We start from the raw sequence: 13,078 nt of genomic DNA, 5'->3' as shown, positions 1-13,078 counted from the left end.
AGGCCATTCAGCCGCCGCGACGCTGATCGTCGATGATCTCCGCAAAATGATTATCAAGCTGGCGCTTTGCATCGCGGTAGCAGGTGCGCGCCTCGCGTGAGGTCATGTTGGAACCGGTCGCCCGTTCGTTCATGCCGCACACATTCTTGGCGGCACTTTCGATCCGGCGATCAAGCTCTGCCCGGCCATCTTCCGTGGTCAGGTCGAGATCGGTATGCGTCACGCCAGTTGTCCGCGTTTCGCGCTCAGCTGCCGAGGCGGCTGGGGCGGCAAACAGCGCAGCGCTGGCCAATGCGAGAGTAATAGTCTTGATCATGCCCTTCTCCTTCCTCCGTTTGAATTCCCTTCGCGACCTCCCTTCCCCGGGGGGTCGCGCCGCAACCGGTGGGACTGGTATCGGCTGCGGCGCAATTGCAGGGATAGGGCGGAGCGCGATTCGGGTCCTGTCATGCTCGACTTGGGGCTGCTCTGGATCGACCGGCGAGTCCCAGCCCCGACGAAAAGGCCAGAGCCATCCACGAACTGCAATTTGCGAATGTCAGCGCCTTTGGGCACAAGGGTGATCATGGGTGTTGCCATCATCTTCCTGCTGGGAATCGCCAATTTCACCATGCACCGCGCCGTGCTGGAAAGCGGGCATGCCATGGTTCGGTCGATAGCTGCGCCGGGAAGTGTATTTGGCCCCCGGGTCACGCTGGCGCTGGAATTTGCACTGCTGCTGGCGGCCATGTTGCTGGTGGGAAACGGCATGGCGCTGTGGGGCTGGGCCTATGCGCTGTATACCGCAGGCAATGGACTGGCCGCGTGGCTGATCCTGTCGCGGCGCATATGAAGCGCCCTGTTACCTTGCCTGCGCCGATCTGCTAGCGATTGCCGCGATGGCCGACCACCTGACCCTTTTTCATATCAGCGACATCCATTTCGGGCTTGAGGACAATCTCGCGCTCGACTGGGTCAAGGCGGAGATTGCCGCGCGCCAGCCCGATGCGGTGGCGATTACCGGCGATCTGACCATGCGCGCCCGGCACCGGGAATTTGCCGCTGCCGCCACATGGATTCGCTCTCTCGATGCGCCGGTGACGGTGGAGCCGGGCAATCATGACCTGCCCAATTACCACCTGCCGTCACGCTATCTCAATCCGCTTGGCCGGTTTGAGGCTTTTCGCGATCTGGTTGAAAAGCGGCTGGAATTTCCGGGCCTGGCGCTGGTGCCGCTCAACACCAATGTTTCCGCCCAGCCGCGGTTGAACTGGTCAAAGGGATGGGTCAGCCGCCGGGCGCTGGACAATTGCCTGTCGCAGATTGACGCCCTGCCTGCCGGTACGCGGGTGATCGTGACTGCCCATCACCCGCTGCGGGAGGCGGGCACGCATGGCACCGCGCTGACCCGCAATGGCAATCATGCGCTGGATCAGCTGGCCCAGCGCAATGTTCTCGCCGTGCTGAGCGGCCATGTGCACGACGCTTTCGACCTGATGCAGGACACGCCCAGCGGACCTGTCCGGATGATCGGGGCGGGCACGCTGTCCCACCGCATTCGCTCCACCCCGCCGGGATTCAACGAACTGACGTGGGATGGCAGCAAGCTCACCGTCCATGTGCGCAATCTTGAGGGCATCTCGTCGCATGACATGATGGTGGACGAGGTCCCCGAAGACGCCATGCCGCCGCGTGAGGCGGGGGAACCTGTGGCACCCATCGGCCGCATTCCGCGCACCGATCCGCCGGTGGATTGAGGGGCTGGCGGCTCTTTGCGGGCCGAGCAGTTCTGCGCATGAGGCAAAGCGCCGTGCCGGGGCGGCACCAGAGCCGCCTTCAACCGTTTAGAAAGCGTGGCCCGCAAGATCCTCGTTGTCGAAGACGACCTCCTCAACCGCATGTTCTACCATGAGGTGCTTCAGAACCGTGGCTTTGAAGTGGCGATGGTTTCCGACGGGGCAGACGTGCTTGACGAGGTGCACCGCTTCGAACCCGACCTGATCACCATGGACATCCAGCTGCCGCATATTTCCGGCCTGCGCCTGATCCGCAAATTGCACCGTGATGAGGTGACGCGCGCCATCCCCGTGCTGGCTATCACCGCCTTTGCCGGAAAGGGCGAGGAGGCGCGTATTCGCGAGGCGGGTGCGAAGGGCTACCTCTCCAAGCCGGTTACGATCGATAAATTGCTGGCAGAGGTGGATAGCCTGTTCGCGCCATAGGATTGCGCCACAGGTTCGCGCGACAGGTTCGGGCCATCGGTGACCATGGTGTGCAGGCAAAGAAAAAGGGCGGCCCCTCGTGGGGACCGCCCTTCACATTTTCCACCGTCGCGGAAACTCTTGCAGCGCCAATTAGCGCTTGCTGAACTGGAAGCTCTTGCGTGCCTTGGCACGGCCATACTTCTTGCGTTCCACCACGCGGCTGTCACGGGTGAGGAAGCCGGCGGCCTTCACCGTCGCACGCAGCGCGGGTTCAAACTTGGTCAGTGCCTGGCTGATGCCATGCTTCACTGCGCCGGCCTGGCCGGACAGGCCGCCACCCTTGACGGTAGCGACGACATCATACTGGCCTTCGCGGTCAGAGATGGAGAACGGCTGGTTGATCACCAGGCGCAGCGTCGGACGTGCGAAATACACTTCCTGGTCGCGGCCATTGACCGTTACCTTGCCGGTGCCGGGCTTGATCCATACGCGGGCCACGGCGTCCTTGCGGCGGCCGGTGGCATAGGCACGGCCCTGCGCGTCCAGTTCCTGCTCACGCAGAACGGCAGCAGGTCCGGTACGGACGGGAGCAGCCACTTCATCAGAAGCAGGCGCATCGCCAGCGATATCCTTCAGATCGGCGAGATCTGACACGGTGTTGTTTTCCTCAGCCATCAGACAGTAGCCTTGTTCTTGCGATTCATGGAGGCAACATCGAGCACGGCGGGCTGTTGGCCGTCATGCGGGTGCTCGGTGCCATTGTAGAGGTGCAGCGCCTTCATCTGCGCCCGGCCCAGCGGACCGCGCGGGATCATGCGTTCCACAGCCTTTTCCAGAACACGCTCGGGAAAGCGGCCGTCCAGCACCTTGCCAGCGGTGACACCCTTGATGCCGCCCGGATAGCCGGTGTGCTTGTAATAGACCTTCTGGCCCAGCTTGTTGCCGGTGAACTTCACCTTGCCCGCATTGAGGATGATCACGTGGTCACCACAATCGACGTGCGGGGTGTAGCTGGCCTTGTGCTTGCCGCGCAGGATATTGGCGACAATCGTGGCGAGCCGGCCAACGACCAGGCCGTCGGCATCAATGATATGCCACTTCTTTTCGACCTCGGCCGGCTTGATCGACCGGGTCTGCTTCGACAGAGCCTTCATGGCTTCAAAATTCCTTGTTTCGCGAATGGTGCGCCGCAGGGCTTGCCGGGAATCACCGTCACAGCCTGCGAAGGCGCGGCATTTGTCCTTTTGGGGGCGGGAAGTCAAGCATTCGTGCGGCATAGCAGGGAGGTAAAATAATACCTTAACCCAAATGCAGGGCGTGAATGCGTGTGTTTTCGTCAGGCAGCAATCAGCCGCCAGCTCTCCACCGTGCGCCGTTGATCGCCGGCCAGATCGGTAACAACCTCGCGGCTGGCTTCGTGCATCAGGCCGGTCTGCGGATCGCACACGGCCACAAACCTTGTGGTCACTGCTCCGGACTCGCCCCAGGGAAGGGCTATTTCCTGCTGTTGTTCGCGGGTCGTTTCCACCGGCGCGAAAATGTCACGCGGCAGCTGGCTGGTCATGCGCGCACCGGCCTGGTGCAGCGCTTCCACCAGCAGATCGAGCTCCTGCCCGTCAGGTCCATTGCGCTCATATTCCCTGTTCAGCCCTGCCAGAGCCTCTTCAATCTCGTGCGATTCATGCGGGCCCGCACCATCCACGATCTGGCCCATCCGATCGAGCAGCAGCGGGAACACGCCGGTTTCAACCCGCTGTTCTTCCAGCCGGGCAAATTCCGCGATCCGGCTGGGAGCGGCTACGCTGGCAGACAGCTGCGTGCCCTCCAGCCTGTAGCCGGCGCCAAATGGCTCGAAGTGTACGTTGAAGTTGCGCGTAACCTCCAGCATCGCACCACCCACCATCTGGCGTTGCAGCTTGCGGGTATAGACCATCGGCACTGGCGGCGGGGCAAAGATACCGGATGCCCTGTGCCCGGAAGAGCTGTCCCCGGAAGACCTGTCTGTCGCCCATGCAGCGCGCGTGGCGAGCACAGGCGCCAAGGCGGCACCCAGAGCCAACATGATAGCGCTACGGCGATCAGAACGCTTCATCGCGATGCCTCCGTACCTGTCAGTCCGTCTATCCATGCGCTGGTGGCTTGTGCACTGGCTGTGGTTATCCACCCGGCAACCGCCGGGGTATCATAGGAATGCAAGTCGGCCAGTCTTGCAACAGATTTCTCCAGCAGCGATCCATGGGTCTTCAGCAGAACACCCACTTCGCGTGCCTCTCCCCGCTCACCCTGCCATTCAAAAATCGAGATCATGCCCGGCACGATATTGGCACAGGCGATGAGCCTTTCGTCAAGCAGCTGCCCGGCAACGCGGCGCGCCTCCTCTTCACTGGGAAAGGGGCACCAGATCAGCGCGGGGCCTTCGCTCACCGTGCACCTTGTCCCAGTCTGTGCGCGCCCCATGCCGTGGCCGCGACCAGTGCAGCCCCCACCACCTGATGCGCCACGGCCAGCCACAGCGCGACACCTGTCATCACCGTGGCGATGCCCAGAATGATCTGCGTACCAAAGGCGATGTGGATATAGACAGAGGCGCGCCGGTCACCCGCCTTCTTCAGTGCGCGGGCCATCACGATCAGCGCGGCCACCGCCACCCACGCCCACCAGCGGTGGATCCAGTGGATCAGGAAGGGATCATGCGTCAGCGTCCACAGCGCGCCGCGGGTCCAGCCGATCTCCGGGAACAGGCGTCCTTGCATCAGCGGCCAGCTGTCCGAAGCCAGTCCCGCATTCAGCCCTGCCACCCACGCGCCGAACAGCAGCTGGATGAACAATATCGCCAGTGTCGCCGTACCCAGCGCCGTGAGGCGGGCGGGCCGCGCCTGCGGATTGCCTGCCAGCACCAGCAGGTCACGCGCGGTCCAGATCAGGCCGCCGAGCGTGAACAGCGCCGTCAGCAGATGGATGGAGAGCCAGAAGTGGCTGACATCGGTCATCTCTCCCGAAAGGCCGGAGCGGACCATGAACCAGCCGAACGCGCCCTGCAGACCGCCCAGCGCCAGCAGCGCCACAAGGCGCGGCTTGTAGCCTGCGGGGATCGCCCCGCGAATCCAGAACCATGCCAGCGGCAGGGCAAAGGCCATGCCGATCACCCGCCCGATCAGGCGGTGGAACCATTCCCAGAAGAAGATGAACTTGAAATCGCTCAGCGTCATTCCCGCCGGCCCGGCTTCGAACCGGTATTCCGGCGTTGCCTGATAGGCGGCAAATTCCGCCTGCCACTGCGCCTCGCCAATGGGCGGGATCGCGCCGGTGACCGGCTTCCATTCGGTGATCGACAGGCCCGATTCGGTCAGCCGGGTAATACCGCCGACAGCCACGATCAGGAGGATGAGGATCGCCACGCCAAACAGCCAGCTGGCCAGGGCGGCGGGGCGAAGGGGCGATGCGGGCACTTGGGCCAGGCCATTTTCTGCTGCGGTTGCGACCATCTGCGCGATTTGCGCTTTGATGCCCCGAATCGCAAGACCGCATTTGGACGGTGGAGAGCGTGACAGCAAAAAGCCAAAAAACATTGCGCAATGTTATAGCGTTACATACATAGCCGCACATGAACTCAATCATCTTCAGGATTCGCGGCCAGCTTGACCGTGTTGGCGTGGTCTTGTCATGCCTGTGCCTGGTGCACTGCGTGGTCGGGCTGGTGCTGGTTGCGGGCCTGGGCCTTGGCGGCACTTTCCTGCTCGATCCGTCGATTCACAAGGTCGGCCTGCTGCTCGCCACCATCATTGCCGGCGTGGCCATCGGCATTGGCGCAATCCGCCACCGCCGTCCGCTGCCCTTCGTGGTGGCGATGACGGGCCTGTCCTTCATGGGCGGCGCGCTGGCGATCGGGCATGGCTATGAAGAGGCGGTGCTGACCGTGATCGGCGTGGTGCTGGTGGCCAGCGGACACATCCTCAACTTGCGCCGCGCAGTCTAGGCGCTATCCCGGCGAGCCTATGAGCACGCCCATCTCCATCACCGTAAACGGCGAAAGCCGCCGCAGCCAGGCCTCCACCATTGCCGATCTGGTGCGCGAACTGTCGCTCAAGCCGGAAAAGGTCGCGGTCGAACACAATGGCGTGATCGCGCCCCGCTCGACATTGGAGGATGTTCCGCTGGCAGACGGCGATGTGCTGGAGATCGTCACTTTCGTGGGCGGCGGCTGACGCGGGCGCCGCTCGGGGCATGGATCGGTCTTGCCTATGCGCTGCTTGGCGGATACCGCCCCGCGCATGACTGACCAGCCGAAAATTTCGCCCGAAGCCTCCAGCGATGGCTGGGAAGTGGCCGGCCACCGCTTTACCTCGCGCCTGATCGTGGGGACGGGCAAGTACAAGGACTTCGCCCAGAACGCAGCCGCCGTGGAGGCATCGGGCGCGCAGATCGTGACCGTGGCCGTTCGCCGGGTGAACATCTCCGACCCGACCCAGCCGGTGCTGATGGATTTCATCGATCCCAGGAAGATCACCTATCTGCCCAATACCGCGGGCTGCTTCACCGCAGAGGATGCGATCCGCACATTGCGGCTGGCGCGTGAGGCTGGCGGCTGGGATCTGGTAAAGCTGGAAGTGCTGGGCGAGGCGCGCACGCTCTATCCCGATATGCGTGAGACGCTGAAAGCCACCGAAGTGCTGGCCAATGAAGGCTTCAAGCCGATGGTCTATTGCGTGGACGATCCCATCGCCGCGCGGCAGCTGGAAGAGGCGGGCGCGGTGGCGATCATGCCGCTGGGCGCTCCCATCGGATCGGGGCTGGGCATTCAGAACAAGGTGACCATTCGCCTGATCGTCGAAGGTGCCACAGTGCCGGTGCTGGTCGATGCCGGGGTGGGCACCGCCAGCGAAGCGGCTGAGGCGATGGAGCTGGGCTGCGATGGCGTGCTGATGAACACCGCCATTGCCGAAGCAAAAGACCCGATCCGCATGGCGCGGGCGATGAAATACGGCGTGATCGCGGGCCGCGAAGCCTATTTGGCGGGCCGCATGGGGCGCCGCAAATATGCCGATCCCAGCAGCCCGCTGGCAGGATTGATCTGATCTGGACCTGATCTGGACCTGATCTTCGGCACGGCGCTTACCAGTTCTTAACCATGATCGGCGAAACATCGGACCTGTAATCCGCAGGAGCCGATCATGGCGCAGACGAAAACGACATCGCAGACCATCGCCGAATTGCGCGAATTCGCCAGTTTTACCGCTGAGGAACAGCTGTTTATCGAGCGCAGCCTCGATGTCGGGCTGGGCCGCGGAGATGCCTTCAAGTCATGGGTGGAGGAAGGCGGTTCCTGCTCTGCGATTCGCGGGCAATATATCGCCTACCGCGAACTGCGCGCCTTGCGCGGCAGTGTGCCATCGATCGAATCGCTGGACGGCGTGGCCGAGTTCATCGGCGCGCTGGTGCGTATGTCCGCAGCCGACCTGGCACAGGAACAGCTCAGCTGCTTTTCCGCCTATCGCTTCCTGTATGAGCGGCTGCTGGGTGCGCCGGTGCGCCCATGGCTGCCCGCAGCTTTCTGCGGCGCTGCCGCGCTTCCGCAAATCCGCCCTGAACGGCGCAAGATGCTGCTCCAGTCATTGAGCGAGGCGGCCGCCACAGCGCCCGCATGGTCCACCCGCGAACCGGGCTTCTTCCCCGAGAGGATCGAAGACGAAGCGGCGTGAGTTAATTGCCCGACATCGGGGTGAGCGAAATTATTGTGCGCCCGTATCGATCATGATGGGATAGTATCGCAAGGCTGGCATCGTACCGGACAGACAATTGTTCAGAACCAAGCCATTCCAGACTAACTGTTGGACGGTTTGAATCCTCGGCAAATGATCGCCCGGAAGCAATCAGAATATTGCCCGCGTCGGTCGGCGCGTCATCACGGTCAACGATCGATACCTGCGTTGAATAGCCTGTCGTTGCTCCGCAATTTCGTTCGAAAGCGACCGCATCGGCATTTCCAAAAGGCGCGCGGGCGCGTTCCAGAACCACATTCTCGCAACCATCTGTGCATCCGGCAAGCATGGCGGCAACAAGAACTGGTGCGATGAAATGACGGTGGATCAATACAGTTCGTCCAGCCGGTTCTGATATTTCTCGCGAATGAAGGGTCGGCGGATCTTGAGCGTCGGCGTCATCTGGTTGTTCTCGACGCTGAAGGATTCATCCGCGAAGGTGAACTTGCGGATCTTCTCGATCACCGAGAGGTCATTATTGGTGCGGTCCACCGCTGCCTTGATCGCGCTGCGGAAGGCGGGCAGGTCCTGCAGGGCGGCCATGTCGAATTTCTCGCCACTGGCGCGCGCCCAGCCAACGGCCCATTCGGCATCGGGCACAATCAGCGCCACCATATAGGGGCGCTTGTCGCCGCTCACCATGGCCTGCGATATCTCGGGCTGCAGGGTCAGCATCCCCTCCAGCTTCTGCGGGGCGATATTGTCACCCTTGTCGTTGACGATGATGTCTTTCTTGCGATCGGTGATCACGATCCGTCCACCATCATCGAGATGGCCGATGTCGCCGGTGTGCAGCCAGTCGTCTGGCAGTGCCTTGGCGGTATCCTCCGGATTTTGCCAATAGCCCTTCATCACGCATTCGCCGCGCACCAGGATCTCGCCATCTTCGGCGAATTGCACTTCGACACCGCGCAGCGGCGGGCCAACCGTGTTCAGGCGAATTCCGGCGGTGGGGTAATTGCAGCTGACCACGGGCGCGGTCTCTGTCTGGCCATAGCCTTGCAGCATCGTCAGCCCCATGGCCTGGAAGAAGCCGCCCACTTCCGGGTTGAGCGGCGCGCCGCCCGATACCAGCGCCTTGATCCTGCCGCCGAAGCGATCGCGGATCTTGGGGCGCAGGGTCAGGTCGAGCAGCCAGCCGGTGGGAATATCGCGCAAGGCCCACTTGCCGCTGACCTGCCGCTCTCCCAGCGAAATGGCCCGTTCCAGCAGGAAACCGGCGATGCCGCCCTGCTTCTCCAGCGATTTGATGATCTTGCCGCGCAGCAGTTCGAACAGGCGCGGGACCACGATCATGAAAGTGGGCTGTGCTTCCACCAGATTGGTGGAGAGCTTGTCCAGCCCCTCGGCAAACCAGATGTCGGCACCCAGGCCAATCGGAAGGTAGAGCCCGGCGGTGTGTTCCAGCGCATGGCTCATCGGCAGGAAGGACAGGAAGCGGTCTTCGCCCCAGCCGAAATCTCCCGCAAGAATCTCGCCCGCAGCGATGCAATTGTGCAGGATTGCCCCGTGATGCAGCATCACCCCGCGCGGAGAGCCGCTGGTGCCGCTGGTATAGATGATGCAGGCAATGTCGTCGCGCGTCACGCCCTCCAGCCGGGCGTCCACTTCGGCCCGTGCGGCCTGTGCATCGCCGGTAATCAGGTCCGGCCAGTCATGCATGACAAAGCCGCTGGCCTGCGCCGATGGAATATCCTCCATCGTGATGACATGTTCGGCATGGCCCGATCCCAGCATGGCGGTAAACAATGGCTCGGCCAGCTTGCTGTTGGATACGACCACGGCGCGCGCGCCGCTATCGTCCAGGATATGCGCGTGATCGCGCTTAGTGTTGGTGGTGTAGGCTGGCGTGGTGACGCAGCCTGCGGCCATGATCGCCAGATCGGCAATGCACCATTCGGGGCGGTTTTCGGATACCAGCATCACCCGGTCACCCGGCTTCAGGCCCATTGCCGTCAGCCTTGTCGCCAGCAGGCAGACCTGCCGCGATGCCTCGGCATAGCTGGTGGAAGTCCACTTGCCGTCAATCTTGGCGGTCAGGAAGGGCTTGTCCCCCTGCTCGTCCGCGCGTTTCAGGAACAGACCGACCAGGCTGCGCGCATTTTCAATATCCTGCAGCTGCACCTGCCGCGATCCTCCATCCCATGCCGATTCGTGCCGACAAACAGTGACGTTACTTATGCAACTTCCTAGGCGCTGGAGTGCGCGCGGGCAAGATCAGGGCCGGCAAGATCAGGGAATGATCGCAACACCTTCGCTGCGCGGATCGGCTCCGCCGACCCAGCTGCCATCCACCAATATCGCGGCATTGGTCTTCAGTGGCAGGCCGCGGGCCATAACTTTGTGGCCCAGCGCCTCCAGCGCAGGCTGCATCGCCAGCAGGGAAGAGCCTTCCTCCAGCACAATCGTGTCACCCGGCGAATAGAGCACCGGCAGGGCCAGCGCCCGGTCCAGCGGCAGGCCCCAGTCGATCACGCCGATCAGCACCCGGGCCACCTGCACCGGGATGGTGCTTCCGCCCGCCGCGCCCACGGCCATCACCAGTTCGCCGTCAGGGCCATAGACCAGCGTTGGCGACATGGAGCTGCGCGGGCGTTTTGATCCCTCCACGCGGTTGGCCACCGGAATGCCATCGCGCTGCGGCACAAAGCTGAAATCGGTCAGCTCATTATTCAGGTAGAAGCCGCCATACATATGGCCCGACCCGAAAGACCCCTCAACGGTGGAGGTCCATGACACCGCCGCGCCCCACTGGTCCACCGCCACGAAATGGCTGGTGCCGCTTTCCACCGGCTCTGCGCCATCGGCCATGATCGCGCGCGTTCCCGGCGGCGTTCCGGCAGACACGATCTGCAATGTCCGATCGGCAGAGATCAGTGTGCCGCGTTCGCGCAGGTAATTGCCATCCATCAACCCGGCGACGGGGACGGACACGAAATCATCATCCGCCAGATACAGCTCGCGGTCGGCATAGGCGAGGCGCTGGCTTTCGGCGAACAGGTGCCACGCGGTGGGCGATGCCGGCCCAAGCGCGCCCATGTCAAACCCCTCCAGCTGCTTGAGGATCGCGAACACCGTGGTCGCGCCAGAGGAAGGCGGACCCATCCCGCAGATGCGATATTGCCGGTATGTGCCGCACGGGCTTTCCCGCCACAGCGCCCGATAACTGGCGATGTCGGTGGCGGACATGTCGGCGGCGCCCGGCGTGGCATCGGCAATCACCTGCGCCATCGCCCGGCCATGCATGCCGGTATAGAAACTGTCCGGCCCCTCAGTGGCGATCCGTTCCAGTGTGGCGGCAAGCGCGGGATTGCGCACCAGCGTACCGACCGGCAGCGGCTCCCCCGCGGCATCATAGAACAGCGCGCGGCCCGCCTCGACATTGCCGGCGCGATTGGGCGAGCGTTGCAGATATTCGCGGAACCGCTCGGTAATCACGAAGCCGTCCCGCGCCAGAGCGATAGCGGGCTGGAACAGCTGCGCCCATTCAAGGCGGCCAAACCGGTCATGCGCCTGTTCGGCCAGGCGGATATTCCCCGGCACACCGATGGATAGGCCGGTCAGCACGGCCTGCGGAAATGGCACGGGATTGCCGTCTTCGCCCAGGAACCAGTCGGGCGTGGCTGCGGCGGGAGCGGTCTCGCGGCCGTCCAGCGTTGCCACCTGGCCATCGGATGTTCCGCGCACATAGAAGCCGCCGCCGCCAATGCCGGAGCTTTGCGGCTCGACCACGGTCAGCGCCAGCATGGTGGCAATGGCCGCATCGGTGGAACTGCCGCCCTGCCGCAACATCTGCGCACCGGCCTCGGCAGCGCGGGGGTCGGCAGCGCTGACGACTCCGGAAGAATGCGCAGCCGGATCAATGTTTGTCAGAGCCGGATTTTCGAGAGCTGGAGCTTCGCGCGTCGTGCAAGCTGCAAGCGCCAGCGGGGCTGCAAATGCGATCAGGAAATTGCGGGCCATGCGCATTCCCTATTCGGTTCCCACCGCCTCGGCAATGGAGCCGATACAATCGCGCTCCATCAGCGATTCCAAACCGGCGCAAATGTCTCTGGCGATGCCGGGGCCGCGATAGATCATGGCGCTGTACAGCTGCACCAGGCTGGCACCGGCGCGAATGCGCTGCCAGGCGTCCTGCGCTGTCGAGATGCCGCCCACGCCGACCAGCGGAATTGCCCCGCCCGTCGCCTGCCGGAAATCGCGCAGGCGCTGCAACGCCATGTCCCTCAGCGGCGCGCCGGATAGGCCCCCGGCCTCGCCTGCATGCGCGGATTTGAGGGGAGGGCGGGCAATGGTGGTGTTTGATATGATCAGCGCGGCCAGACCTTTGTCCATCGCAATGCGAGCAATGGCATCCACATCGGCCGGTTCCAGATCGGGCGCCACTTTCAGGAAAACGGGCACATGCTCCTCCCCGCGCGCTGCCAGCACGGCATCGAGCAGGGCGGACAGCGCGCCCTCATCCTGCAAGGCGCGCAGGCCGGGGGTGTTGGGGCTGGAGATATTGACGGTCAGGTAATCGGCCAGCGGAGCCATCAGGTCGGTCATCGCGGCATAATCGGCGATGCGGTCCTCCGAATCCTTGTTGGCGCCGATATTGATACCCACGATTCCGCCGCGCCAGCGCCGCTCCGCCAGACGGGCCGCCGCTTCCTCACCGCCGCGATTGTTGAAGCCCATGCGGTTGATCACCGCCTGATCTTCCGCCAGCCGGAACAGGCGCGGCTTGGGGTTGCCCTGCTGCGGGCGCGGGGTGATCGATCCCACCTCTGCATGGCCAAAGCCCAGCCGCAGCAGCGCATCGGGCACTTCGCCGTCCTTGTCGAAGCCTGCCGCCATTCCCAACGGATTGGGGAATGTCAGGCCAGCCACTTTTGTGCTGAGCGGACCATCGGCGGCGGGCGCTTCGCCCTCCGGCATCATCTTGAGTGCGTTGATGGCGAGGCGATGCGCCTTTTCCGCGTCGAGCGCGAATATGGCCGGTCGGATCAGGCGATAGAACATGGCTTGCCTATGGCAAAGCGCGGGGCACCTGTCGATGAATGTGGGCCACTGTTGGAAAGATAGGATTTTTCCTTCGAAAATAGTGCAAAAACAGACCGAATCTGGCCGAAAAACCACGTTTCGTGTCGTTTC

At 63.3% G+C, this 13,078-nt stretch carries 17 protein-coding genes; 7 read left to right on the top strand and 10 right to left on the bottom strand.

What is annotated here, in order from left to right; all coding sequences use genetic code 11:
* Positions 1-7: 7 nt before the first annotated feature.
* A complete protein-coding gene (locus GRI32_RS07465; RefSeq protein WP_160590773.1) occupies positions 8-316 on the bottom strand; it encodes a UrcA family protein in 309 nt (102 codons plus the stop codon).
* A gap of 249 nt (positions 317-565) precedes the next feature.
* Here GRI32_RS07465 and GRI32_RS07460 point away from each other — a divergent pair, with 249 nt between their 5' ends.
* The 3 genes from GRI32_RS07460 to GRI32_RS07450 all read left to right on the top strand — a co-directional run bounded on the left by GRI32_RS07460 (position 566) and on the right by GRI32_RS07450 (position 2,201).
* Entirely contained in the window at positions 566-832 is a 267-nt protein-coding gene (locus tag GRI32_RS07460; RefSeq protein WP_160590772.1) for a hypothetical protein, read from the top strand.
* A 46-nt stretch (positions 833-878) separates the two neighbouring features.
* Positions 879-1,736 (top strand): metallophosphoesterase family protein, encoded by an 858-nt coding sequence (locus GRI32_RS07455; protein ID WP_160590771.1) that lies wholly within the window; start codon positions 879-881, stop codon positions 1,734-1,736.
* 96 nt (positions 1,737-1,832) lie between these two features.
* Positions 1,833-2,201 (top strand): response regulator, encoded by a 369-nt coding sequence (locus tag GRI32_RS07450; protein ID WP_160590770.1) that lies wholly within the window; start codon positions 1,833-1,835, stop codon positions 2,199-2,201.
* 132 nt (positions 2,202-2,333) lie between these two features.
* Here GRI32_RS07450 and rpsI read toward each other — a convergent pair whose 3' ends face one another.
* The 5 genes from rpsI to GRI32_RS07425 all read right to left on the bottom strand — a co-directional run bounded on the left by rpsI (position 2,334) and on the right by GRI32_RS07425 (position 5,668).
* Positions 2,334-2,858 (bottom strand): 30S ribosomal protein S9, encoded by a 525-nt coding sequence (gene rpsI, locus GRI32_RS07445; protein WP_160590769.1) that lies wholly within the window; start codon positions 2,856-2,858, stop codon positions 2,334-2,336.
* The gene (gene rplM, locus GRI32_RS07440; RefSeq protein WP_160590768.1) at positions 2,858-3,337 is read right to left on the bottom strand and encodes a 50S ribosomal protein L13; all 480 of its coding nucleotides are present in this window, start codon (positions 3,335-3,337) and stop codon (positions 2,858-2,860) included. The genes rpsI and rplM overlap by 1 nt, the downstream gene beginning before the upstream one ends.
* A gap of 182 nt (positions 3,338-3,519) precedes the next feature.
* Positions 3,520-4,275, bottom strand: a complete 756-nt coding sequence (locus tag GRI32_RS07435) for a hypothetical protein (protein WP_160590767.1) — start codon at positions 4,273-4,275, stop codon at positions 3,520-3,522.
* The gene (cutA, locus tag GRI32_RS07430; protein WP_337190183.1) at positions 4,272-4,607 is read right to left on the bottom strand and encodes a divalent-cation tolerance protein CutA; all 336 of its coding nucleotides are present in this window, start codon (positions 4,605-4,607) and stop codon (positions 4,272-4,274) included. The genes GRI32_RS07435 and cutA overlap by 4 nt, the downstream gene beginning before the upstream one ends.
* The gene (locus tag GRI32_RS07425) at positions 4,604-5,668 is read right to left on the bottom strand and encodes a COX15/CtaA family protein (protein WP_160590765.1); all 1,065 of its coding nucleotides are present in this window, start codon (positions 5,666-5,668) and stop codon (positions 4,604-4,606) included. The genes cutA and GRI32_RS07425 overlap by 4 nt, the downstream gene beginning before the upstream one ends.
* 119 nt (positions 5,669-5,787) lie before the next feature.
* Here GRI32_RS07425 and GRI32_RS07420 point away from each other — a divergent pair, with 119 nt between their 5' ends.
* The 4 genes from GRI32_RS07420 to GRI32_RS07410 all read left to right on the top strand — a co-directional run bounded on the left by GRI32_RS07420 (position 5,788) and on the right by GRI32_RS07410 (position 7,882).
* The gene (locus tag GRI32_RS07420; protein ID WP_160590764.1) at positions 5,788-6,159 is read left to right on the top strand and encodes a MerC domain-containing protein; all 372 of its coding nucleotides are present in this window, start codon (positions 5,788-5,790) and stop codon (positions 6,157-6,159) included.
* A 19-nt stretch (positions 6,160-6,178) separates the two neighbouring features.
* Complete coding sequence (thiS, locus tag GRI32_RS10785; RefSeq protein WP_237437437.1) at positions 6,179-6,388, top strand: sulfur carrier protein ThiS; 210 nt, start codon at positions 6,179-6,181, stop codon at positions 6,386-6,388.
* 66 nt (positions 6,389-6,454) lie between these two features.
* Positions 6,455-7,258: a thiazole synthase gene (locus tag GRI32_RS07415; protein ID WP_237437436.1), complete on the top strand. Its 804-nt coding sequence runs from the start codon at positions 6,455-6,457 to the stop codon at positions 7,256-7,258.
* 96 nt (positions 7,259-7,354) lie between these two features.
* Complete coding sequence (locus tag GRI32_RS07410; protein WP_160590763.1) at positions 7,355-7,882, top strand: hypothetical protein; 528 nt, start codon at positions 7,355-7,357, stop codon at positions 7,880-7,882.
* 1 nt (position 7,883) lies between these two features.
* On the opposite strand, the gene GRI32_RS07405 is transcribed toward GRI32_RS07410, so the two are convergent.
* The 4 genes from GRI32_RS07405 to GRI32_RS07390 all read right to left on the bottom strand — a co-directional run bounded on the left by GRI32_RS07405 (position 7,884) and on the right by GRI32_RS07390 (position 12,946).
* Entirely contained in the window at positions 7,884-8,273 is a 390-nt protein-coding gene (locus GRI32_RS07405) for a hypothetical protein (RefSeq protein ID WP_160590762.1), read from the bottom strand.
* Positions 8,270-10,066 carry an AMP-binding protein gene (locus GRI32_RS07400; protein WP_160590761.1) on the bottom strand — a complete coding sequence of 599 codons (1,797 nt, stop codon included), beginning with the start codon at positions 10,064-10,066 and terminating at the stop codon, positions 8,270-8,272. The genes GRI32_RS07405 and GRI32_RS07400 overlap by 4 nt, the downstream gene beginning before the upstream one ends.
* Before the next feature lie 108 nt (positions 10,067-10,174).
* Positions 10,175-11,905 (bottom strand): gamma-glutamyltransferase, encoded by a 1,731-nt coding sequence (gene ggt, locus GRI32_RS07395; RefSeq protein WP_160590760.1) that lies wholly within the window; start codon positions 11,903-11,905, stop codon positions 10,175-10,177.
* 9 nt (positions 11,906-11,914) lie between these two features.
* On the bottom strand, positions 11,915-12,946 hold the full coding sequence (locus GRI32_RS07390; RefSeq protein WP_160590759.1) for a quinone-dependent dihydroorotate dehydrogenase: 1,032 nt from the start codon (positions 12,944-12,946) through the stop codon (positions 11,915-11,917).
* Between the last annotated feature and the right edge of the window lie 132 nt (positions 12,947-13,078).

Origin of the sequence: Alteraurantiacibacter aestuarii (assembly GCF_009827405.1) — a bacterium.
GTDB classification, from domain to species: domain Bacteria; phylum Pseudomonadota; class Alphaproteobacteria; order Sphingomonadales; family Sphingomonadaceae; genus Alteraurantiacibacter; species Alteraurantiacibacter aestuarii.
Note: the sequence above shows the minus strand (reverse complement) of the source record. Positions and strands in the feature narration are given on the sequence as shown.

What these genes read in the sequence shown, in the direction of transcription:
- GRI32_RS07465 (WP_160590773.1), bottom strand. Translation starts at nt 316, where the DNA reads ATGATCAAGACTATTACTCTCGCATTGGCCAGCGCTGCGCTGTTTGCC.
- GRI32_RS07460 (WP_160590772.1), top strand. Translation starts at nt 566, where the DNA reads ATGGGTGTTGCCATCATCTTCCTGCTGGGAATCGCCAATTTCACCATG.
- GRI32_RS07455 (WP_160590771.1), top strand. Translation starts at nt 879, where the DNA reads ATGGCCGACCACCTGACCCTTTTTCATATCAGCGACATCCATTTCGGG.
- rpsI (WP_160590769.1), bottom strand. Translation starts at nt 2,858, where the DNA reads ATGGCTGAGGAAAACAACACCGTGTCAGATCTCGCCGATCTGAAGGAT.
- rplM (WP_160590768.1), bottom strand. Translation starts at nt 3,337, where the DNA reads ATGAAGGCTCTGTCGAAGCAGACCCGGTCGATCAAGCCGGCCGAGGTC.
- GRI32_RS07435 (WP_160590767.1), bottom strand. Translation starts at nt 4,275, where the DNA reads ATGAAGCGTTCTGATCGCCGTAGCGCTATCATGTTGGCTCTGGGTGCC.
- GRI32_RS07425 (WP_160590765.1), bottom strand. Translation starts at nt 5,668, where the DNA reads ATGGTCGCAACCGCAGCAGAAAATGGCCTGGCCCAAGTGCCCGCATCG.
- GRI32_RS07420 (WP_160590764.1), top strand. Translation starts at nt 5,788, where the DNA reads ATGAACTCAATCATCTTCAGGATTCGCGGCCAGCTTGACCGTGTTGGC.
- thiS (WP_237437437.1), top strand. Translation starts at nt 6,179, where the DNA reads ATGAGCACGCCCATCTCCATCACCGTAAACGGCGAAAGCCGCCGCAGC.
- GRI32_RS07415 (WP_237437436.1), top strand. Translation starts at nt 6,455, where the DNA reads ATGACTGACCAGCCGAAAATTTCGCCCGAAGCCTCCAGCGATGGCTGG.
- GRI32_RS07410 (WP_160590763.1), top strand. Translation starts at nt 7,355, where the DNA reads ATGGCGCAGACGAAAACGACATCGCAGACCATCGCCGAATTGCGCGAA.
- ggt (WP_160590760.1), bottom strand. Translation starts at nt 11,905, where the DNA reads ATGGCCCGCAATTTCCTGATCGCATTTGCAGCCCCGCTGGCGCTTGCA.
- GRI32_RS07390 (WP_160590759.1), bottom strand. Translation starts at nt 12,946, where the DNA reads ATGTTCTATCGCCTGATCCGACCGGCCATATTCGCGCTCGACGCGGAA.